A 20,852-nucleotide genomic window follows, 5' to 3' on the forward strand; every position below is an offset into this window, starting at 1 on the left:
CTGATCGAATCGAAAGGGGCTGACGGGCGGATCGGGGACCATCGAATTATAGAAAAAGATTTATGAAATCCAAAATGGTTAGTTGTGGGCGGAAGTTCCGGGGGGAAGCCGTGGCCAAGGGCTTTTTGACTCGCCGCGGTCTGGTGGCGCCATGGTCGAGAGTCCGTTCGAGACGACGGTTCGCGTCGGTCGGGTCGAGCGCGCGGAGGCGTTCCCCGAGACCGACAAGCCGGAGATGGTGAAGCTGTGGATCGATCTCGGCGAGGAAACCGTCCAGTCGGCCGCCCAGTTGGGGTACCGTCACGATCCCGAAGCACTGCCGGGTCGGCAGGTGATCTGTGCGACCGACCTGGGCACCGTTCCGATCGCGGGATTCGAGTCGGAGGCACTGACCCTTGGCGTCCCCGACGAGGAGGGCCACCCGGTGCTCGTGACGCCCGACGAGGACGTCCCGCTCGGGGGATCGCTCTACTGAATCCGCAGGTCTTTAGCGGTGGGCCGAGTGCCTTCGGGTATGCCAGAGGCGACGGGGATCGTCGGGGAGTTCCTCTCTCTCCGGGAGGAGGCCGACGCCGACCTGCTCGCGATGCAGTGTGGGGACTTCTACGAGTTCTTCGCCGAGGACGCCGAACTCGTCGCCGAGGAACTCGACTTGAAGGTCTCCCAGAAGTCCTCCCACGGCTCGTCGTACCCGATGGCGGGCGTCCCCGTCGACGACCTCACGCCGTATCTGAAGGCGCTGGTCGAACGCGGCTACCGCGTCGCGGTCGCGGACCAGTACGACACCGACGACGGCGGCCACGCCCGCGAGGTCGTCCGCGTGGTGACGCCGGGGACCCTCCTCGAGACGAGCGACGCCGACGCCCAGTACCTCGCGGCGGTCGTCGCCGGCGAGGGGTACGGCCTCGCCTTCGCCGACGTCACCACCGGCCGGTTTCTCGTCGCCGACGCCGAGGATCGGGGAGAAGCCCTCACCGAACTCTACCGGTTCTCGCCGGTCGAGATCCTCCCCGGCCCCGAGGTCAGGACCGACGACGACCTCCTCTCGGAGCTGGACGGGACGCTCACCCCCCACGAAACGGAGGCGTTCGCGCCCAAACGCGCCGCCCACGCCGTCGGTGAGCAGTTCGGCCGGGAGACGGTCGATCGCCTCGACGTCTCCCGGGAAGCGATCGCGGCCGCCGGCGCGGTCCTCGCGTACGTCGAGGAAACCGGCGCGGGCGTGCTGGCGTCGATGACCCGGATCGGTGCCCACCACGGCGACGACCACGTCACCCTCGACGCGACCACCCAGCGAAACCTCGAACTCACCGAGACGATGCACGGAGAGAGCGAGGGCTCGCTGTTTTCGACGATCGACCACACCGAGACGAGCGCGGGCGGCCGGTTGTTAAAGGAGTGGCTCTGTCGTCCCCGCCGGTCGCCTGCGCTGTTGGAGGAGCGTCTCGCCTGCGTCGAGGGGCTCTCGACGGCGGCGATGGCCCGCGAGGAGCTCCGCGACCGACTGGGCGAGGCCTACGACCTGGAGCGGCTGGCCTCGCGGGCGACCCACGGTAGCGCCGACGCCCGGGATCTGGTGGCCGTTCGGGAGACCCTCGCCGTCCTCCCCGCGGTCGCCGACGTCGTTTCGTCGACCCCCGATCTCGCCGACTCGCCCCTCCCAGACCGCCTCGAGGAACCCGACCGAGAGGCCGCCGGCGCGTTGTGCCGGGAACTCGAGGAAGCCATCGCCGAGGACCCGCCCTCGACGGTGACCCAGGGCGAACTCCTCCGGCGGGGATACGACCCCGACCTGGACGAGGTGATCGAGCGACACGAGGCGGTCCAGGCGTGGTTCGACGGGTTAGCCGAGCGCGAGAAGCGCCGCCACGGCCTTTCGCACGTGACCGTCGACCGCAACACGACCGACGGCTACTACGTCCAGGTCGGGAAGTCGGCGGCCGACGGCGTTCCCGAGGAGTACGACGAGATCAAGACGCTGAAGAACTCGAAGCGGTTCACGACCGACGAGCTAGAGGAGAAAGAGCGGGAACTGCTCGGATTGGAAGAGCAGCGGGGGGAGCTCGAGTACGACCTCTTCGCCGAACTGCGCGACCGGGTGGGCGAACGCGCCGAACTCCTCCAGGACGTCGGCCGAACCCTGGCGGAGGTGGACGTTCTCGCCGGGCTCGCGACCCACGCCGCCGAGAACCGCTGGATCCGGCCCGACCTGCACGCCGGCGAGGGCCTGTCGATCCAGGCAGGTAGGCATCCGGTCGTCGAGGGCACCACCGAGTTCGTGCCCAACGACGTCGCCTTAGACGACGACCGGCGCTTCCTGATCGTCACCGGGCCGAACATGTCCGGGAAGTCGACGTACATGCGCCAGGTCGCCTGCATCGTCCTCCTGGCCCAGATCGGCAGCTTCGTCCCCGCCCGCGAGGCCGAGATCGGGCTCGTCGACGGCATCTTCACCCGGGTCGGGGCGCTCGACGAACTCGCGGGCGGGCGCTCGACGTTCATGGTCGAGATGAGCGAACTCTCGAACATCCTCCATTCGGCGACCGAGGACTCGCTGGTGATCCTGGACGAGGTCGGCCGCGGGACGGCGACCTACGACGGGATCTCGATCGCGTGGGCCGCGACCGAGTATCTGCACAACGAGGTCGGCGCGAAGACGCTCTTTGCGACCCACTACCACGAACTGACGGGGCTGGCCGACCACCTCCCGCGGGTCGGCAACGTCCACGTCGCCGCCGAGGAGCGAGAGGGCGAGGTCACCTTCCTCCGGACGATCCGCGAGGGTCCCACGGACCGATCCTACGGCATCCATGTCGCCGACCTCGCGGGGGTGCCCGGTCCGGTCGTCTCGCGCTCCCGGGAGGTCCTCGACCGCCTGCGCGATGAGAAGGCGATCGAGGCCAGGGGCGGGGGAGACGACGAGCCGGTCCAGACCGTCTTCGACGTCGGCAGCGGGAGCTTTCGTGGCCCCGCGAACGCCGACGGCGGCGAGCGACCCGCTGAGTCGCGATCCTCGCCGGAGTCGTCCGACGGCGGCGAGTCCACGAAGGGTCTCGATCCCGACGCGAAACGGGTGCTCGAGGACCTCGAGGGGATCGACGTAGCGGAGACGGCGCCGGTCGAACTGCTCTCGAAGGTCAGCGAGTGGCAGCGGACCCTCGAGGACCGGTAGGCAGCGACGGCGTGTGGCGTGGCGGCCGGATCCGCCCCACCCGTCTCTGGAATCGGGGAACCGCTCCGAGTGCGTCTCGCGGAGGTCGGTCCACAGAATCCCTTATTGCCGGCCAGTGTGAACCATACTCATGTTAGAGAGGGACGACCGGGGCCGGCTGCACGTCCCGCGGTATCGGGTGGGCTGTTATTACGGCCGGATGGAGGACTGCTGTTGGGCGTGTATGCTCCGACTCCTGCTGGCCGTACTCCTCGCGTGCAGCCGATGGATGGTCGGGATGGCGTGGTACCGACACTACTCCCGAGTGGGGGTTATGGGTTTTTGGTCGCCGGCGGCGTAGCCGGGCCATGCGATCCCGTCTCGCCACCGTCGTCGCCGCCACCGCCGGGACCTTCCTCGTCGGCTGGATCGGCTGGGGCGTCTACAGCGCCAGGACGACCGAACGCGTTCCCTACGACGTCCTCGAGTCGGGCGACGGATTCGAACTCCGGCGTTACCCCGAAACCGTACTGGTCGAGACGACGGACGACGACGGAACCGACGCGTTTCGGCGTCTGTTCCGGTACATCGACGGCGAGAACGCCGCGAGCGATGAAGTTGCGATGACCGCGCCGGTGCGAACGGGCAGGGGAGAGGGCGAGTCGGTGGCGATGACGGCACCCGTCCGAACCGCCGACCGGGGCGACGGGCCGGTCACGATGGCGTTCTACCTTCCGCCGTCGTACTCGAAGACGTCGGCCCCGGTTCCGACGGATCCGGACGTTCGGCTCGTCGTCGAGCCGCCGCGGACGGTCGCCGTCCGTCGGTTCTCCTGGCTCGCGACCGACCGGCGCGTCGAGGCGCGGCGCCGGGTGCTGGTCGCGGCCGTCGCCGAGCGCGGTCTCGAGGTTCGGGGGGAGCCGGCCCTGTTGCAGTACAACGACCCGTGGACGCCGCCGTTCATGCGTCGAAACGAGGTCGCGGTGACGGTCGGGTAGGGGGAACCGACCCCGCCCGGTTCCGATCGTCCGTCGGGAGCGGAGGGCAACGCCGGTCCCGGGAGATCACCGGCCCGCGCCACCGGGGGACACTTGTGGCGGGAGGCCGTAGCCCCGCCGATCAGATGAGCGACGAGACGGAGCCCGGAGGGGAGGCGGAGTCCGGAGAGGGGACGGCGGACGAGGCGGGGACCGAGATCCGCCGGCTCGACGACGACACCGTCGCCCGGATCGCCGCCGGCGAGGTCGTCGAGCGGCCCGCGAGCGCGGTGAAAGAGCTCGTCGAGAACGCTCTCGACGCCGGCGCCTCGCGTCTCTCGGTCGCGGTCTCGGAAGGGGGGACCGAGTCGATCCGGGTCTCCGACGACGGCCGCGGGATGACCGAAGCCGACGTCCGCGCGGCCGTCCGCGAGCACACGACCAGCAAGATCGGCGACGTCACCGACCTCGATTCGGGGGTTTCGACACTCGGGTTTCGGGGCGAGGCCTTACACACGATCGGCTCCGTCTCCCGGCTCCGGATCGAGACGAAAGCGCGGGGCACGGAGGGTGCGGGCACCGAACTCGTCTCCGAGGGCGGCGAGGTCCGCTCCGTCGAGCCGACGGGCTGTCCCGAGGGCACTGCGGTGACCGTCGAGGACCTCTTTTTTAACACGCCAGCCCGCCGGAAGTTCCTGAAGGCGACCGCGACGGAGTTCGCCCACGTCAACCGCGTGGTCACCCGCTACGCGCTCGCGAACCCCGACGTCGCCGTCTCTCTGACCCACGACGGCCGCGAAGTCTTTTCGACGACCGGCCAGGGCGACCTCCAGGCGGCGGTGCTGTCGGTGTACGGTCGCGAGGTCGCGAGCGCGATGATCCCCGTCGAGAGCGAGGGAGAAGAGCTTCCCGCAGGCCCCCTCGAGTCGGTTTCCGGACTCGTCTCTCACCCCGAGACCAACCGCTCCTCGCGGGAGTACCTCGCGACGTACGTCAACGGCCGCGCGGTCACCTCCCCTGCGATCCGCGAGGGGATCATGGGCGCCTACGAGGGTCAACTCGGCGATCGCTACCCGTTCGTCGTCCTCTTTCTGTCGGTGCCCGGCGACGCGGTGGACGTCAACGTCCACCCCCGCAAGCGCGAGGTCCGCTTCGACGACGACGACGCCGTCCGCCGGAGCGTCGACTCGGCCGTCGAGGCGGCGCTGCTCGACCACGGCTTGCTGCGCTCGACCGCCCCCCGTGGTCGGTCCGCTCCCGAGCAAACGAGCGTCTCCCCATCGAGCAGTCGGCCGGATTCCGACCGGGAACCCGGATCGGCGCAGACGGAGGGGGCGGATGATGCCGAGGTCGCCGAGTCCGCCCGCGCCGGTACAGCCCGCAAGGGCCACCGAGCGCGCGATTCCGGGACGGATTCGGCAGGCGACGCCGCGACCGCCGCCGCGACTGATGCCGCCAGCGCGGACGAAACCGACGCTGGCGAAGCCCCCCAGGACCCTGTCAGCACTCGATCACCGCCGGACCGAACGTCGGCGCCGCCCGACGAAGACGCCCCGCCGGCGCCGTCCGGAAGCGAACCCGCCGACGCTTCGAGCGACCCGGGCCCCTCGCCGGCGCGAGCGTTCGAAGCCGGCGAACAGCGGACTCTCGGCGGAGAGGCCGCGAGCACGGACCGGGAGTTCGATTCCCTGCCCTCGCTGCGGGTGCTCGGCCAGCTCGAGGACACCTATCTCGTCTGTGAGGGCGAGGACGGGCTCGTCCTGATCGACCAGCACGCCGCAGACGAGCGGGTCCACTACGAGCGCCTCCGGGAGGAGTTCGCGGACGACCCGGCCGCACAGACCCTCGCCTCGCCCGTGGAACTCGAGGTGACCGCCGCCGAAGCCGAAGCGTTTTCGGGCTACCGGGAGGCGCTCTCGCGGCTGGGTTTTCACGCGGACCGAACCGGCGACCACACCGTGTCGGTGACGACCGTCCCCGCCGTCGTCGGGGAGGTCATGGCGCCCGAGGGGCTCCGGGACGTCCTCGACTCGGTCGTCGCCGGCGACCGTGAGGCGGGCGCCGAAACCGTAGACGCCCTCGCGGACGACTTCCTCGCGGATCTCGCCTGCCATCCCGCGATCAAAGGCAACACCTCGCTGCGGGAGGGCTCCGTCGTTGATCTCCTCTCGGCGCTCGACGACTGCACCAACCCCTACGCCTGCCCGCACGGCCGGCCGGTGATCATCTCGATCGACGGCGACGAGATCGGTGAGCGATTCGAACGGGACTACCCGGGCCACGCCTGACCGTGCGGGAACTCGACGGATCGGGCGGCGGCGGCCAGTTCCTCCGGACTGCCCTCGCCGTCGCCGCCCTCGAGGGCGAGCCCGTTCGGATCGAACAGGTCCGGGGCGGACGCGACGACCCCGGACTGAAGGCCCAACACCTCGCCGTCCTCGAGACGCTGTCGGCGATCACGGGCGCCGACCGCGAGGGGGCGGAACTCGGCGCGGGGACGGTCGCGTTCGATCCCGGCCCCGTCTCGGGCGGGGAGTATGCGGTCGAGATCGGGACCGCCGGGAGCCTGACACTGCTGTTCGACGCCCTCCTCCCGCTGGCGGTCGCTCTCGAAGAACCCCTCTCCGTGACCGCGACCGGCGGCACCGACGTCGCGTGGTCGCCGCCGATGGACTACCAGCGGCACGTGAAACTGCCGCTGCTCCGGGCGTTCGGGCTCGCGGCGACCGTCGAGGTCGATCGCCGGGGGTTCTACCCTGCAGGAGGCGGCCGGGTGACCCTCCACCTGTTTCCCTCCGCGCTCGAGCCGATCGCCCTCGACGGGAGCGCGACCGACGGCGCGAACCCGGGAGGCATCGACTCGGTTCGGATCCACTCGACGGAGGCCGCCGCCCTCGCCGACAGCGACGTCGCGAAACGCCAGGCCAGAGCAGCGACGGAACGGCTGGACCGGGCGATCGACGAGCGCGTCGAGACGACCGCGGAGAGCCCGGGACCGGGGTCGGCGATCGTGGTCGTGCTCGCCGACGGCGGGCTCCCGCGGGCGGGCTTTACCGCGCTGGGCGAACCCGGGAAGCTCGCCGAGCGCGTCGGCGAGGCGGCCGCCGACGGGGCGAACCGCTTTCTCGAGCGCGACGCCGAGGACGGACCGCCGGCGGTCGACCCCCGCCTGGCCGATCAGCTCCTCCCCACCCTCGCGCTCGCCGGCGGGCGCTACCGGACGCCGGCGGTCACCGACCACCTCGAATCGGCCGCCGGACTGCTCGCGGATCTCGGGTACGATGTCTCGGTCTCGATCGACGCCGGCGGCGCGGTGGTCTCGGGGACGGACGATAAGCCTGGGGACCGACCGCGAGGGGACGACTTATAGCACGCCCGGTCGTCCGATCCCGTATGAACGACCGCGACCCGATCCGGCGGGCCGACGGGATCGGACGGGAGGCCACGAGGCGGGACCGATGACCGACCTCGTCACCTTCGGCGAGACGATGCTCCGGCTCTCGCCGCCGGACAACGAGCGCATCGAGTCCACCGACGAGTTCGAGGTGCGTGCGGCGGGCGCCGAGAGCAACGTCGCCGTCGCCGCCTCCCGGCTGGGCGCCGAGGCGACCTGGACCTCGAAACTGCCCGACTCGCCGCTGGGACGGCGGGTCGTCGGCGAACTCAATCAGTACGGGATCGGGACCGACGTGATCCTCGGGGAGGGCCGCCAGGGCACCTACTACCTCGAGCACGCCGGCAAGCCCCGCGGGACGAACGTCGTCTACGACCGGGCGGACGCGGCGGTGACGACCGCCCGTGCCGAGGAGTTCGACCACGACCTGATCGGCGAGGCGGACTGTTTCTTCACGACGGGGATCACGCCCGCGCTCTCGCCGACGCTCCGGGAGACGACCGGCAAACTGCTCCAGGCCGCAAAGCGCGCGGGGACGGCGACGGCCTTCGACTTCAACTACCGGGGGAAGCTCTGGTCGGAGGCGGAGGCCGAGGAGACGCTGACCGCGCTGTTCGGCGGGATCGACCTCCTCGTGATCGCCACCCGGGACGCCCGGGAGGTGCTCGGCTACGAGGGTGACCCCCGCCAGATCGCCCACAAGCTGGGCTCGGCCTACGAGTTCGACACGGTCGTCGTCACCCGCGGCGCGCGGGGCGCGCTGGCCTGGCACGACAGCGTCGTCCACGACCACGACGCCTACGAGACCGATACCGTGGACCCGATCGGCACCGGCGACGCCTTCACCGGCGCCTTCCTCGCCCGCCGGCTCGCCGGCGACGACGTTCCGACCGCTCTCGAGTACGGCGCCGCGACCGCCGCGCTCAAGCGGACGATTCCGGGGGACATCGCCCTGGTCACCCGCGAGGAGGTCGAGGCGGTCATCGCCGACGAGAGCGGGGAGATATCCCGATAGGGGGGTCGCTCGAGGACGGCACACGGACCCCGAAACGCTATCCGGCAGTCCGCCGTACCGCCGCCCATGTCTCTCCACGTCGCGATCGTCGGCGCCTACGGCAGCGCCGGGGTCGCCGCCGCCGACGAGCTGGTAGACCGCGCGGACGACGGCGGGATCGACGACCTCGAGCTGACGCTGATCGACGACGGCGATCCCGGCGGCGGGCTCTGCATCCTCAGGGGCTGTATGCCATCCAAGGACGTCCTCTCGGCGGCCGAGAACCGGTATCGCGTTCGCCACGACGACCGGCTCTCGGGGACGCCGACGGTCGATCCCGACGCCGTCGTCGCCCGCAAGGACGACCACGTCTCGAACTTCGCCGAACACCGCCGCGAGCACGTTCACGACCTCGCCGAACGAGAGGACGTCGAGTTCCTCCACGAGCGCGCGCGGTTCGTCGCCGACCGCACCCTTGCCGTCGGCTCTCGCGAACTCGAACCCGACTACGTCGTCGTCGCGACCGGCTCCCGCCCCTCGATCCCCGACCTTCCCGGCATGGAGGCGGTCGAACCGCTGACCAGTAGCGACGTCCTCGACGCGACCCGGTTCCCCGACAGCGCGGTCGTGATGGGCTTTGGCTACGTCGGTCTCGAGCTCGCACCCTACCTCGCCGAGGTCGGCGGCGTCGATATAACTGTCATCGAACACGACGAGAGACCTCTCGACGATATGGAAGACGAGTTCGGCGACACGCTCCTCGAGCTCTACCGCGAGCAGTTCGGAATCGACATTCTGGTCGAGACCGACGAGCGACGCGTGGAGGCCACCGAGGGCGGCGTTCGGCTCCACGTCGAGCGGGAGGGCGACGAGGAGGCGATCGAGGCCGACCGGCTCTGTGCCTTCACGGGCCGGGAGCCGAACCTGGAGGGGCTGGGACTCGAGAACACGTCCCTCGAACCCGGCGAGAACTGGGTGGAATCGACGATGCAGGCGACGGGCGACGACCGCGTGTTCGTCGTCGGCGACGCCAACGGCCGCGAGCCGATTCTCCACGTCGCGAAAGAACAGGGGTTCGCGACCGGAGAAAACATCGTTCGACACGCTCGCGGGGCGGAGCTCGAGCCCTACGCGAACGTCCCTCACCACGTGATCTTCTCGGGGCTCGGGGTCTACCCCTTTGCCCGGATCGGCCACACGCCGGAGACGGTCGCGGAGCTGGGGATGGACGCGGTCGTCGTCTCGCGGGAAGCTTCCTCGGACGGCGTGTTCGCCGTGAAGGGACATCCGGAGGGGCGGGCGACGCTCGTCGTCGGCGAGGACGGAACCGTGCTCGGCTACCAGGGTCTTCACTACCAGGCCGACGTGATGGCCAAGACGATGCAGGTGGCCGTCGAGATGGGCCTGGACGTCCGCGAGGTTCCAAAGCGGGCTTACCACCCGACGACGCCCGAGATCCTCGACGGACTGTTCCGGGAGGCCCGTACTGACCTCGGCGACCGCTAGCACTGCGTGGGGCCGACCGACTCGCCGGACGTCGGCTTCCGAACGCGTGATAGCTCACTTCTCACAATAGTTATTATACTCGATAACGTATGTATGTTCGATCACCGATGAGATCCTTCGACGACATGGACAGGCTGTTCGACGAGATGAACCGCACCTTCGAGGAGTTCCGGACGGGACGGCGACACGGGATGCCCGCCCTCGAGCCGGGCGCCGATACCGGTGCCTGGGGGACGGAGGGCGACGGGTCCGTCCTCCACGAGGAGGACGGCGAGTACGTCTTCGTGATGGACCTCCCCGGCTTCGAGCGCGAGGAGATCGATCTCACCTTCGAGGACGGCACCCTCTCCATCGACGCCAGCCACGACGTCGAGGAGGACGCGGAGGGCCACCACGCGATGCGCTCGCGACGGATCGCGCGCTCGGTCTCGATCCCCGGACGCGTCGGCGAGGAGGGGATCAGCGCCTCCTACCGCAACGGCGTCCTCGAGGTCCGCCTTCCCGTCGAGGACGGCCGGGAGAGCGGCCACCACATCGAGATCGAGTAAGCCGATCGCGCTCGGACCCGGTTCCGGGAGGGTTGTGGATCGGCCGGCCGGTCGCTGTGGAGTCGTAGCGCCCTGTCGGGGCGAGCGGCTCGTCTCTCGATACCCGGCTCTTTTCGCCTGTATTGACGTCCCCGGCTCATCGGGTCTCCGACCCTATCAGTCCTCGACGACCTCGATCCCACGATTGTTGACCGCCATCGGGTCGAGTCCGACCTCCTGGAGGAAGTTCTTGTACTCGCGTTCGCACTGTTCTGCGGCCTTCTGTTTGTCGCTGGCCCGATCACAGAGTTCCACGAGGTTCACGGGAACGTCGTTCTCGTGGACGATCCAGTGATTGATGAGGTCCGAGAGCCGGCGAATGGGGCTCGTGAAGTGGCCGTAGATCTCGAAGTTCAGCGCGTGGTGGCCCCCGAAGGGGTCGTTCATGTAGCGAGCGCGGGGCATCACCTTCATCACGGCCCACTGGATCTTGTCGAGTTGGCGACCGGGTGCCTCCTCTAGGGTCGCGTTGACGGCCTTCCGGGGGTCGTCCCATTTGTCGCCGGGGATCGACACGCCGTCGAGATCCTGGATCTCCCGGAGGGCTTCCGACCACTCGTCGGGGCTCGGTTGGGGGTGGACGCGGTACATCGCCTCGACGCCCCGATCCCACATCAGGGTGTGGGTCACCGCCTTGTTCGCCTTCAGCATGCACTCCTCGATGATGGTGTGGGCGCGGTCGCGACTCGGGTTCAGAACCAGGGAGCCGTCCTCCTTTCGCTGCTCGTGCATCCGATCCGCGAGGTCGTGAACCAGGACGTTCTCCTCGTGGAGCGGGAGGTCGGGGTCCTCGAGCCGGGTTTCGGCCTGGCTGTAGGTGAGCCGTTCGTCCGACCGGATGACGGACTTGTAGATCTCGATCTCCTCGTAGCCCAGGGTCTCCTTGTCCAGATGCATCTCGACGGTGTGGGCCAGCCGGTCCTCCTCGGGCACCAGCGAGCAGACCGTCTCGGCGAGGACCGGCGGCAGCATATGGATCGTATAACCGGGGAGGTAGACCGTGTTTCCGCGCTCGACGGCCTCGTCCCACATCGCAGTCTCGGGGTTGACGTAGTGGGTGACGTCGGCGATGTGGACCCAGAGGACGTACTCCTCCTCGCGTTCTTCGATCGAGATGGCGTCGTCGAAGTCCTGGGCGTCTACGGGGTCGGTCGTCCAGGTCGTCAGTTCCCGGAGGTCCCGGCGCTCGTCGACCTCCGATTCGATCTCCGAGCCGACGTCTTCGGTGCGGACCTCGGCCTCCTCGATGACGGTCTCGGGGAACTCGTCGCGGATCTCGAACTTCTCGAAGAGCTCCTCGCGTTTGTTCTCGATGTGGCGCGCGAGCTCCTCGCTTATCTCGACGGGTCCCTGGCCCTCGGCCGTTCCAGCCTCGGCCTGGGCGTCTCCCTGCTGATCGCTCATGGGTTGCGTTCGGGCGAGAGGGTCAAAGGCGTGTCGTCGCTACTCGCGGCGCCCGTGGCCCTCGAGTTCGCGCCGCCGGTCCCCGACGGCCGCCATGTATCGCGCACAGAACTCCGCCTGGTCGAGGCCGTCGCCGAGTTCACAGAGGAGGTCCTCGACCCCGTCCCGTGGACACCGGGAGAGTTCCCGGTCGCAGGGTTTACACAGGTGTTCGAACTCCTTCTCGCCGCGATCCCACCGGTCGCCGTGTTTGTCGTACTCGCGGGCGTCCGCACGCGGAAGGGACGTGCCACAGGCGATACACGTCACGCGGTCGGCCCGCCAGGGGGGCCACGAGACCATATCCGGAGTTCGACGCGTGGCTACTTAGCGGTTGTCACGGTCGGTCGGGCAGCGAGGGAACGTGGCCGTCCGTGGCGTCTCGATCGTCACGCCGGCGGTCGTCCTCTCTGTCGGTCCCAGGGGACTCCGAGGCAACGAGTCGACGAGCCATCCGGTCTGCCGGTTGCACTGTCCGTCTCCCCTGGAACGGGCTTTATGATCGTTGACAGCGTACTAATATGTGATCATGAACATGAACTGGACAGCTGTGGTAACCGGATTCGTCATGACCCTCGTGCTTGGGTTCATCAGCGGCCTCGTCTACGTGGGATCTGAGGCCTCGGTCGTGCTCCTGTACTGGGGCGGAATCGGACTCCTCGGCGGGCTCACTGCCGGGTACATCGTCGGCGGGCGGGTGAGCACCGGAGCGGTCCACGGCGCGGTCGCGACCGTCTTCGGGTCGCTGGTGTTGTTAGCCATCGCGACGTTCACGACCCTCCTGTTCGGGGGGCTCGTCGCCTCGTTCAGCGTGCTCGTCCTGGGCATCCTGATGCTGGCGTTCTACGCCATCCCCGGTGCCGTCGGCGGGGCGCTCGGCTCGTGGGCGAAACACCGCCGGGCCGCACCCGAGCAGGTGGGCGCGCGGACCTGAGAAAGTACCCGAACCCACCTTCTCCCTCGATTAGAGTCGACCGGCATCGACCGGTGAGTGTCATCGATATCGCGAACCGTCCATTAAGACGTTCGAGGTGGAACCGTTCCCGACCGTATGAGCGAAGAACCGATGCGTTCGAACCGATTTCTCCTCCTCATCGGCCTTCTCGTCGGCGTGCTCTCGGTCCTGATCGTCCTGCCCTTTCTCATCTGGATCGTCGTCGCCCTGATCCTCGCGTACGCTCTCGGCCCAGTCAACGACCGGCTCGGGACGCGGGTCGGACCGGAGCTGGCCGCCGGCCTGTCGATACTCGTCGGACTCTTTGTGATCGTCCTTCCGGTCGTGGGCATCCTGGTCGTCGCGGCGAACTAGGCCAGCCGACTCTTCGCGGACCTTCAGCCCGGAGACGTCTCCCAGCTCAACGAGCTGACCGCGGCGCGACTCGGAACGCGGGTTGATCTCGCGGCCCTCCAGGATGCGTTCAGCAGCGCCGTCAAAACGGGCGTACGGGGTCTTGCCGGCAACCTCTTCAGCATCATCGGTGGCCTTCCCGAACTCTTCATCGGGTTCACGGTGCTCTTTTTCGTCCTGTTTCAGTTGCTCCGAAGCGGCGACCGGACCCTCGAGTGGGTTCGGACGGTGTTGCCCCTCGAACCGGCAGTCCAGGACGAACTGTTCGAGGGGACCCATCTGTTGCTCCACAACTCGCTGGTCGGCACCGTCGCCGTCGCCGGCGCACAAGCCGTCTTGCTCGGCGCCGTGTTTCTCGTTCTCGGCCTCGGGAACGTCGTGTTCTGGATCGTCACGACGTTCATCGCGGCGATGGTTCCGCTCGTCGGTGCCTCGATCGTCTGGGCGCCGGCCTCGGTCTCCCTGTTCCTCGTCGGTCGGCCGGTTCCCGCGGTCGTCTCGTCCAGGGCCGCGACTCCGGCTCTCTGGAGTACGTCATCGGCGGCCACGGTCGTGCGCCCGTTGGACGCCGAATCGCCTTCATCGCTGCCGTCCTACGCCCGCCTGGAAGTATCTACGTAGAGAACGCCTATCTCCTCGCCGGCGTACGTGGCCAACGCATACCGTAGCGCGAAGTTCGCCTGAGTCGAGCCGTCGAACGCGACCAGGATCCAAAGTCACATACCGGTCCGAACGACGAGAAGCGATAAGTTTCACCGGTGTCGTCCGGTACCCGCGCTCGGACCGGCTCGCCGTCCGGTCGCGGTGTCGAACCGATCCGCTCGCCCGGGGAACCTCATCTGTTAAATGCGTCCGGAAGGTAGCGCGGGTATGCAGGTCAAATCCCGCCACCACCTCCGCAGCGACGCCGTCTCGGAACTCGAGGACGCCGTTCGGACGAAACTCGGCGTCTCCCTCGCGGGCGACGCCTACGAACACGTCGAGTTCGAGGACAGCGACTGGGAGGTCGTCCTGGTGGACGGAAAGCCACAGGTAGCGGCCTTCGACGGCGAGGACTTCCTCACCGTCCGGGGGGCAAACGCCTACGAGCCAGAGGACCGGGTGGTCGTCGTCGATGCTGGCGCGGTGTCGTTCGTCAGCGACGGCGCCGACGTGATGCGTCCGGGGATTACCGAGGTCAGAGGTGACGTGAGTGAGGGCGATCTGGTGATCATCGCCGAGGAGTCCCACGGCAAGGTCCTGGGGGTCGGGCGGGCCCGCGTTGAGGGCTCCGAGATGGTCGGCGATGAGGGAAAGGTCGTCGACTCGCTGCACCACGTCGGCGACGACCTCTACGAGTTCGCCGGCTGATCGACGACGGCGCCGAGCACGGGGTTCGGCGACCGGGCGGACGGCCTCGAACCGCGCCCTCTCGGATGGGCCTCGGGCGGTTCGAGCGCACCGGCGAACCGTCTGCCGGAAGACCACCCCGCTCACTCCGTCCGACGGTACATCCCCTGCGAGGCGGGCCCGACCTCCTCGTAGCCGAAGTCCTCGTAAAAGCCCTCGACGTCGGCGATGAGGTTGACGTACGCATCCGGGGGTGCCGTCTCCTCGATGTAGCCCTCGAGGGCCTCCATGACCTGCGTCCCGAGCCCCTGGCGCTGGTGATCGGGGTGGACGGCCATATCACAGATATGGTAGACGGTGCCGTCGTCGCCGACGATTCGGCCCATGCCGACGATCTCGCCGGTCGGTTCGTAGAGGGCGACGACCCCGTACAGCGAGTTCGGGAGCCCGCGCTCGAGACCCTCCGGCGATCGAGCCGGAAGATCGGCGGCCGCCCGGAGCCCGGCGAACGTCTCCGGATCGGGGAGTTCCTCGCGGATCGTGTACGTCTCGTTCGCGTCTCGCTCGGCCATGACGATCGGTGGCAGGCCGGTGAAAAAGGGATGCCGGTCGCCCGAGCGCGGAACGCGCCGCCGTCCGCGCGGGTGTTCGACGATCGACGTCAGTTTCGACGTCATATCACGCGAACCGGGGGGTTTCGACGGATTTAACGCGATCACTGGCCCAGGAGTACGTGGTATGACGAAAGTTAGCGTGGTCGGCGCGGCCGGCACGGTCGGAGCCGCCGCGGGCTACAACATCGCGCTCCGGGACGTCTGTGACGAACTCGTCTTCGTGGACATCCCCGACAAGGAAGAAGACACGGTCGGCCAGGCCGCCGACGCCAACCACGGCGTGGCCTACGACTCGAACACCACCGTCAGGCAGGGCGACTACGCCGAGACCGCGGGCTCGGACGTCGTCGTCATCACGGCGGGGATCCCCCGCCAGCCGGGCCAAACCAGGATCGACCTCGCGGGCGACAACGCCCCGATCATGGCCGACATCCAATCCTCGCTCGACGAGCACAACGACGACTACGTCTCGATCACGACCTCGAACCCCGTCGACCTCCTGAACCGTCACCTCTACGAGAGCGGCGACCGCGCCCGCGAGCAGGTGATCGGTTTCGGCGGCCGTCTGGACTCCGCGCGCTTTCGGTACGTGCTCGCCCAGCGTTACGACGTCCCCGTCGGCAACGTCGAGGCCACCATCCTCGGCGAGCACGGCGACGCCCAGGTCCCCGCGTTCTCGAAGGTCCGCGTCGACGGCCGCGACCTCGAGTTTACCGACGAGGAACGCGAGGAGATCCTCGAGGAGCTCCAGACCTCCGCGATGGAGGTCATCGAGAAGAAGGGTGCCACCGAGTGGGGCCCGGCGACCGGCGTCGGCCACATGGTCGAGGCCGTCCTCCGCGACACGGGCGAGATCCTCCCCGCGAGCGTCGCCCTGGAAGGCGAGTACGGCCACGAGGACACCGCCTTCGGCGTCCCCGTCCGGCTCGGCTCCGACGGAGTCGAGGAGATCGTCGAATGGGACCTGACGGAGTTCGAGCGAAACCAGCTGGGCGAGGCCGCCGAGAAGCTCGCCGAGCAGTACGACGAGATCGCCTGAGTCTGTTCGTCAGGGTCCTTCGTCATCTTCGACGCACCGTATTCGGCCAGTGAGACGACGGGGTCGCGCTCGTCCCGCAGTCCCAGACCACCCCAAACCGTTTTCTCTCGGCGAGCGACGGAGCGACCGATGGCCAGGGACCTCACGCCCGCCGACGCACCGGCGTTGACCGATCTCTACGGCGACTACGAGTGGTGGGCCGACCGCGACGTAGAGGAGGTTCGCCGCGCCCTCTCGGGAACCGAGGTCGCCGTCGGGATCGAGGAGGGTGACGAACTCGTCGCCGCCGCGCGGGTGCTGACCGACGGGGTTTATTACGCGAACGTCTTCGACGTGATCGTTGCGTCCGAGCGCCGCGGCGAAGGGTTCGGCCGGACACTCCTCGAAACGCTAGTCGATCACCCCGACCTCGCGGAGGTCGTGGGACTCTCCTTGCTCTGTCGGCGCGGACTGGTTCCTTACTACGAGTCGGTCGGCTTCGAGTGCTTCGATCCCGAGATCGAGGTGCCCGAGGGCGAGAGCGAGGAACTGGTGCGGATGACCTACCGCCAGGAAGGATGATCTCAACGATCGAAGTGAAATGGGTCCACGCAGCCAGTCACGAGCTTCAACGCTGCCGGCCCATTGAAGACTGAGGGGATCGGTCCATCGTGTATGGTGGCCGATCTGTCGATCCGACGGGCTCGAGAGGACGACGTCCCACGATTGCGCGAGCTGATGGAGGCGGCCCACCGCGACGCGGGAGCCTATTTCGAGGACGTCGGCGACGATTTCGACGGACTCGATGACGAGTATTTCCCCGACGGAGAGTTCCTGGTCGGGGAGAGAGGAGGTCGAATCGTTGCCTCGATCGCCTACCGCGACCCCGGCGAGATGATCCGGTTGGTCGCCGACGTCTCCGAGGAGGCGATCCAGCTGAAACGGTTCAACTAATCGGTAGCGCGGAGTCCCCTTCCTCAAGGAGCGAGCGCGGTTCGTAGCGAGCGAGTAGGGAGGGGAGGAGCACGTTCGTATAGCTGAGAATTTCCGTTATCTCTAAATAGCCACAGAGCCACATTGAATATGTGGCAGACGACTACGTGCGTCGGACGGCAATCACCCGCCTCTCGGTAGATGGCGAGCAACGCGAGTTGCTCGAGGATACCATCACCGAGTGGAAGAACGGTTGCCAACTCGCCACAGACCTCGCGTGGGGACGGTGCAACACCAAGAGCGACGTCCAACCTCTCGCCTACGATTCTGTGCGCGAAGATACCGACCTCGGGAGTCAGCATGCAATTCTCGCCACCCACCAAGCCGCACAAGCCATCACCGGCTGTCTCGAACGCCGGTCGAAAGGCAAGAAGGTCAGCAAGCCGACGTTCACCGCGCCGACCGTGAAGTACGATACACGGACGATGACGCTGTTCGATGACGACACCGTTTCCCTCTCCACGACGGAGAGGCGGGTCCGGTGTCCACTCGACCTTCCTAAAGCTGAAGATGGCTATCAGCGTCAGTATCTCGACTCGGACGACTGGAGTGTTACGGAAAGTACGCTCACCACCCGAGACGACGAGTTCTTTTTGCACATCGGATTCCGCCGGTACAAAAACGAGACCGAACGAAACACCGCCGAGGACGGAACGGTCCTCGGGGTTGACCTCGGGATCGAAAACCTCGCCGTCACCAGCACCGCCTCCTTCGTCAGCGGGCGGGAGCTCACCCACGACCTCCGCGAGTTCGAGAAGGTACGCGCCGGGTTGCAACAGACCGGAACACGAAGCGCCCACCGGACGCTCGTTCAGTCGAGTGGTCGGGAACTTCGATACGTCCGTGACGTTCTCCACCGGGCGTCGAACGCGCTGATAGACGAAGCACTCCGATACAACTGTGACGTGATCGCGTTCGAGAATTTGACTCACATCCGCGACCGCACGGGTGCGTCGTGGGGTCACAAGTGGGCGTTCCGAACGCTCTACGAGCAGGTCGAATACAAAGCCGAATCGATCGGAATCTCGGTAAAGCAAGTCGGGTCGGCGTATACGTCGAAGCGGTGTGCCGAGTGTGGATTCACAGCGGACGAGAATCGCCCCTCGCGCACCGACTTCCGGTGTCAGAAGTGCGACTCGGAAGCGAACGCGGATTACAACGCAGCGAAGAACATCGGCATGCGGTATGTCCGTCGAGGCCAACAGTCGTCTCGGCGGACGGGCGACAGTCAGCTCGCCCTCAAGTCTGGAACGGCGACGCCGAAGGGCGGATTTACCGCCTACCCTGATGGGTTCGAGGCTGAGTTCACGGACAAGCCCCACCCTCCACGAGCGAACCCGTCAGGGTGAGCGAAGTAGGGTGGGGTAGTTGACCGTAGCCCCCGAGTACCAGCGGCGGGGCTATGGGGGTCGGATCTACGACGAACTCGAGGCGTGCGCTCGGAACGCGGACTCAGAGGGGATCGTACTCCACACGACCGGGCGTCAGACCGCCGCTCGCCGGTTCTACGAGAAACGCGGATACGATCTTGTGGAACGGGCCGATATCGAGGAATTCTCGGAAGCGTTCGAGCTGTTCGTCTACTGGAAACGCCTTTAGGGAATCAACTGCTCGCCGTCGTCGTCGTAGATCGCAATGGCGTCGACGGGACAGGTCCGGGCGGCGAACTTCGCATCGAGTTCGGCCTCGGCGGGCACCTCGCGGGCGAAGATCCCGTCTTCGACCTCCTCGCCGCCCTCCAGAACCGCTTTCCCCGCGGACTTGTCCTCGCTGAAGGCGTCCCACTCCGCGACGCACTGGTACATCCCGATACAGGTGTCCTCGTCGAACTCGACGCGCATGGGCGGAGATTGACCGGGGCGCCCTAAATCGGTAGCGGTGCCCTCGCCTGCTCCCCCTGCTCGGAAACCCGCCCCCTCACAGCAGGTCTGGCACCGCGGCGAGCGAGCGGGCGACCGCCACGCCCTCGCCACCGGGGTCGTCCTCGCCGACGTACACCCCATGCCAGTCCCGTTCGACCGCCGGCCGGAGGTCCCGCTCGACGTCGTCGGCGACGAACGCGTAGGAGCCGGCGGGCAGACGCTCCTCGGCGATCCGGTAGATTTCGGGATCGGGCTTTTCGACCCCGACCTCCCCCGAGACGACGACGGTCTCGACGCGGTCGGCGAGCCCGACCGCCTCGAGTTTGGCGCGCTGGAGGGAGCCGACGCCGTTGGTGAGCACCCCCAGTTGGTGATCGCCAGCGAGCGTCTCGAGAAGGTCGTCCGCGCCGGGGACCGCCCGGACGGCCTCGACCTCCCGGTCGACCATCGCATCGCTGAACGCGTCGGGATCGACTGGAACGTCGGTTTTCGCGATCGCGGCCGAAAACGGGTCGTCGGCCTCGCCCAGGAGGTCGAAGAACGCCTCGCTGTAGGCCTCCAGTTCCCGAGGTTCGACGCCGAGAGAGCAGAGGGCATCGGCGTAGATCCGCGGGAAGGGTTCGGCGTACTCGATCAGCGTCCCGTCGAGATCGACGTAGACGGCCTGCATACCTCTCGGAGGGCGGGTTCGGAGAAAGCCGTTTCCCCGCCGTGTGGGTCTACCGCGCGCGTCGGGACTGGTCTTCTAACTCTTGTTGCCGTGTCACACGTTACTCGAGGTTATATCTCAACACACAGTAATTACCCCGGAGCGCGTCGGAGCCGATATGGCCGATGAGCCACGAGAAATCGGCGGGCGACCGGACCCGCTCGGGCGGGCGATGTTCGACCACCAGCGCGGCGAGCCGGGCTCGCTCGTCTACCGCGACGGCGAGCGAACGCGCGAGGGCCACGTCGCCGACTACTACTTCGAGCCCCGCTCGGAGTGGGACGACGGTACCGTGGGGCTACTCGAGCGCCTCGCCGCCCACGGCGGCCCGTTTCTGGACGTCGGCTGTGGCGCGGGCCAGCACGCGCTGTGGTTTCAGCACCGGGGCCTGGCGGTCACTGCGGTCGACGTCAGTCCCGGGACCGTCCGGGCCGCCAGTGCGCGCGGCGTCGCGGACGCCTCCACGATGGACATGTTCGATCTCGCCTTCCATCCCGATCGGTTCCGGACCCTCTACGCCCTAGGGACCCAGATCGGGCTCGGCCGGTCGCTCGCGGGCGTCGGCGAACTCCTCGCCGAGTTCGCCCGGGTCACCGACGAGAACGGGCTGGCCGCGATCCACAACTACGATCCCGATACCCTGGAGGGCGACCTGCTCGGCTACCGCTCGGACCCCAGGAAGGGAATCGCCCACCGCTCGTTTCACTTCGAGTACGAGCCGCCCGGATCGGGGGGCCGAGTAGTGGGCCGGACGCTCCAGTTCCTCCTCTTTGGCCCCGACAGGCTGGCCGACGCCGCCGTCGGCACGCCGTGGACGGTGGCCGACGTCTATGCCGGGGAGAACACGTATGTCGCCCTCCTCGAAAAGGAGTAGCCGCCGGCGGCGATTTCCGTTCCGGGGGGCGATCGCCGAGCGAAGGATGGCGC

General features: G+C 67.8%; 24 protein-coding genes. 18 read left to right on the top strand and 6 right to left on the bottom strand.

The features are described 5' to 3' along the window. The first annotated feature begins 151 nt into the window (after positions 1-151). From LCF40_RS06780 to LCF40_RS06815, 8 genes are all read left to right on the top strand, one after another. Positions 152-475 carry a tRNA-binding protein gene (locus LCF40_RS06780; protein WP_224827861.1) on the top strand — a complete coding sequence of 108 codons (324 nt, stop codon included), beginning with the start codon at positions 152-154 and terminating at the stop codon, positions 473-475. Between the two features lie 39 nt (positions 476-514). Next, entirely contained in the window at positions 515-3,172 is a 2,658-nt protein-coding gene (gene mutS, locus LCF40_RS06785; protein ID WP_224827862.1) for a DNA mismatch repair protein MutS, read from the top strand. A gap of 347 nt (positions 3,173-3,519) precedes the next feature. Next, entirely contained in the window at positions 3,520-4,149 is a 630-nt protein-coding gene (locus LCF40_RS06790) for an SOUL family heme-binding protein (RefSeq protein WP_224827863.1), read from the top strand. 125 nt (positions 4,150-4,274) lie between these two features. Further along, entirely contained in the window at positions 4,275-6,416 is a 2,142-nt protein-coding gene (mutL, locus tag LCF40_RS06795; protein WP_224827864.1) for a DNA mismatch repair endonuclease MutL, read from the top strand. Continuing rightward, entirely contained in the window at positions 6,413-7,498 is a 1,086-nt protein-coding gene (rtcA, locus tag LCF40_RS06800; RefSeq protein ID WP_263623600.1) for an RNA 3'-terminal phosphate cyclase, read from the top strand. Before mutL ends, rtcA begins: the two co-directional genes overlap by 4 nt. A gap of 88 nt (positions 7,499-7,586) precedes the next feature. Then, on the top strand, positions 7,587-8,537 hold the full coding sequence (gene kdgK1, locus LCF40_RS06805) for a bifunctional 2-dehydro-3-deoxygluconokinase/2-dehydro-3-deoxygalactonokinase (protein WP_224827866.1): 951 nt from the start codon (positions 7,587-7,589) through the stop codon (positions 8,535-8,537). A gap of 66 nt (positions 8,538-8,603) precedes the next feature. Next, positions 8,604-10,022: a dihydrolipoyl dehydrogenase family protein gene (locus LCF40_RS06810; protein WP_224827867.1), complete on the top strand. Its 1,419-nt coding sequence runs from the start codon at positions 8,604-8,606 to the stop codon at positions 10,020-10,022. A gap of 107 nt (positions 10,023-10,129) precedes the next feature. Next, complete coding sequence (locus LCF40_RS06815; protein ID WP_224827868.1) at positions 10,130-10,570, top strand: Hsp20/alpha crystallin family protein; 441 nt, start codon at positions 10,130-10,132, stop codon at positions 10,568-10,570. Positions 10,571-10,726: 156 nt separating this feature from the next. Here the strand turns inward: LCF40_RS06815 and LCF40_RS06820 are convergent, their stop codons facing one another. The 3 genes from LCF40_RS06820 to LCF40_RS23135 are packed head-to-tail and all read right to left on the bottom strand — an operon-like array spanning position 10,727 to position 12,524. Next, on the bottom strand, positions 10,727-12,013 hold the full coding sequence (locus LCF40_RS06820) for an RNB domain-containing ribonuclease (protein ID WP_114576922.1): 1,287 nt from the start codon (positions 12,011-12,013) through the stop codon (positions 10,727-10,729). Positions 12,014-12,052: 39 nt separating this feature from the next. Continuing rightward, positions 12,053-12,355, bottom strand: a complete 303-nt coding sequence (locus LCF40_RS06825; protein WP_114576923.1) for a DUF7562 family protein — start codon at positions 12,353-12,355, stop codon at positions 12,053-12,055. 34 nt (positions 12,356-12,389) lie between these two features. Continuing rightward, positions 12,390-12,524 carry a hypothetical protein gene (locus LCF40_RS23135; RefSeq protein ID WP_263623590.1) on the bottom strand — a complete coding sequence of 45 codons (135 nt, stop codon included), beginning with the start codon at positions 12,522-12,524 and terminating at the stop codon, positions 12,390-12,392. Positions 12,525-12,581: 57 nt separating this feature from the next. On the opposite strand from LCF40_RS23135, the gene LCF40_RS06830 reads away from it, so the two are divergent. From LCF40_RS06830 to LCF40_RS06845, 4 genes are all read left to right on the top strand, one after another. Then, the gene (locus LCF40_RS06830) at positions 12,582-12,986 is read left to right on the top strand and encodes a DUF5518 domain-containing protein (protein ID WP_157972360.1); all 405 of its coding nucleotides are present in this window, start codon (positions 12,582-12,584) and stop codon (positions 12,984-12,986) included. A gap of 117 nt (positions 12,987-13,103) precedes the next feature. Then, a complete protein-coding gene (locus LCF40_RS06835) occupies positions 13,104-13,361 on the top strand; it encodes a hypothetical protein (RefSeq protein WP_224827870.1) in 258 nt (85 codons plus the stop codon). Between the two features lie 54 nt (positions 13,362-13,415). Next, a complete protein-coding gene (locus tag LCF40_RS06840; protein WP_224827923.1) occupies positions 13,416-14,021 on the top strand; it encodes an AI-2E family transporter in 606 nt (201 codons plus the stop codon). Positions 14,022-14,270: 249 nt separating this feature from the next. Beyond that, positions 14,271-14,750 (top strand): RNA-binding protein, encoded by a 480-nt coding sequence (locus tag LCF40_RS06845; protein WP_114576924.1) that lies wholly within the window; start codon positions 14,271-14,273, stop codon positions 14,748-14,750. A gap of 122 nt (positions 14,751-14,872) precedes the next feature. On the opposite strand, the gene LCF40_RS06850 is transcribed toward LCF40_RS06845, so the two are convergent. After that, positions 14,873-15,301, bottom strand: coding sequence for a GNAT family N-acetyltransferase (locus tag LCF40_RS06850; RefSeq protein WP_224827924.1), 429 nt, complete (start codon positions 15,299-15,301; stop codon positions 14,873-14,875). A gap of 166 nt (positions 15,302-15,467) precedes the next feature. Here LCF40_RS06850 and mdh point away from each other — a divergent pair, with 166 nt between their 5' ends. The 5 genes from mdh (at position 15,468) to LCF40_RS06875 (ending at position 18,953) form a co-directional block, all read left to right on the top strand. Continuing rightward, positions 15,468-16,382 (top strand): malate dehydrogenase, encoded by a 915-nt coding sequence (mdh, locus tag LCF40_RS06855; protein ID WP_114576925.1) that lies wholly within the window; start codon positions 15,468-15,470, stop codon positions 16,380-16,382. 129 nt (positions 16,383-16,511) lie between these two features. Continuing rightward, positions 16,512-16,943, top strand: a complete 432-nt coding sequence (locus LCF40_RS06860) for a GNAT family N-acetyltransferase (RefSeq protein WP_224827871.1) — start codon at positions 16,512-16,514, stop codon at positions 16,941-16,943. Between the two features lie 93 nt (positions 16,944-17,036). After that, positions 17,037-17,315 (top strand): GNAT family N-acetyltransferase, encoded by a 279-nt coding sequence (locus LCF40_RS06865; RefSeq protein ID WP_224827872.1) that lies wholly within the window; start codon positions 17,037-17,039, stop codon positions 17,313-17,315. Positions 17,316-17,446: 131 nt separating this feature from the next. Continuing rightward, a complete protein-coding gene (locus tag LCF40_RS06870; protein WP_224827873.1) occupies positions 17,447-18,703 on the top strand; it encodes an RNA-guided endonuclease InsQ/TnpB family protein in 1,257 nt (418 codons plus the stop codon). Between the two features lie 19 nt (positions 18,704-18,722). Next, positions 18,723-18,953, top strand: a complete 231-nt coding sequence (locus LCF40_RS06875; protein ID WP_224827874.1) for a GNAT family N-acetyltransferase — start codon at positions 18,723-18,725, stop codon at positions 18,951-18,953. Here the strand turns inward: LCF40_RS06875 and LCF40_RS06880 are convergent. Continuing rightward, a complete protein-coding gene (locus LCF40_RS06880) occupies positions 18,950-19,195 on the bottom strand; it encodes a ferredoxin (RefSeq protein WP_114576928.1) in 246 nt (81 codons plus the stop codon). The genes LCF40_RS06875 and LCF40_RS06880 overlap by 4 nt on opposite strands. A 76-nt stretch (positions 19,196-19,271) precedes the next feature. Continuing rightward, positions 19,272-19,886, bottom strand: a complete 615-nt coding sequence (locus LCF40_RS06885; protein ID WP_224827875.1) for an HAD family hydrolase — start codon at positions 19,884-19,886, stop codon at positions 19,272-19,274. 157 nt (positions 19,887-20,043) lie between these two features. Between LCF40_RS06885 and LCF40_RS06890 the strand changes: the two genes are divergently transcribed. Further along, a complete protein-coding gene (locus tag LCF40_RS06890; RefSeq protein ID WP_224827876.1) occupies positions 20,044-20,799 on the top strand; it encodes a class I SAM-dependent methyltransferase in 756 nt (251 codons plus the stop codon). The last annotated feature ends 53 nt before the right edge of the window (positions 20,800-20,852 follow it).

Source organism: Saliphagus infecundisoli (assembly GCF_020177375.1).
Taxonomy (GTDB): domain Archaea; phylum Halobacteriota; class Halobacteria; order Halobacteriales; family Natrialbaceae; genus Saliphagus; species Saliphagus infecundisoli.